Source organism: Paenibacillus xylanexedens, from assembly GCF_007676705.1.
GTDB lineage: Bacteria > Bacillota > Bacilli > Paenibacillales > Paenibacillaceae > Paenibacillus > Paenibacillus xylanexedens_C.
The window spans coordinates 1-215 of the sequence record NZ_VEBF01001015.1; the positions used below are offsets into that span (position 1 = coordinate 1).

At 41.9% G+C, this 215-nt stretch carries 1 protein-coding gene; it reads left to right on the plus strand.

Going from position 1 to position 215, the window contains the following annotated elements; all coding sequences use genetic code 11:
* A partial coding sequence (locus FS628_RS32505) for a hypothetical protein (RefSeq protein ID WP_222125379.1) occupies positions 1-213 on the plus strand: 213 nt, incomplete at its 5' end.
* Positions 214-215 lie beyond the last annotated feature (2 nt).

The following is a 215-nucleotide window of genomic DNA, read 5'->3' on the forward strand; positions in this document are numbered from 1 at the left end:
CTTCATCCTTCAACCATTTCCACCTTCCCCCATCATTACACCACTCCTCCTACCTCTATTTCTCCCTCTTCTAATCATCATCTCCAACAAATTTTCCTTTTTCAAAAACCCCTCTTCACTTCCCCAATTCATTATCCACTCCTTCCATTTTCTCCTCCCCATCCCCCTCCTATTAACAACACCATGCCTGCTTCTATATCAACTTCATTTTGATA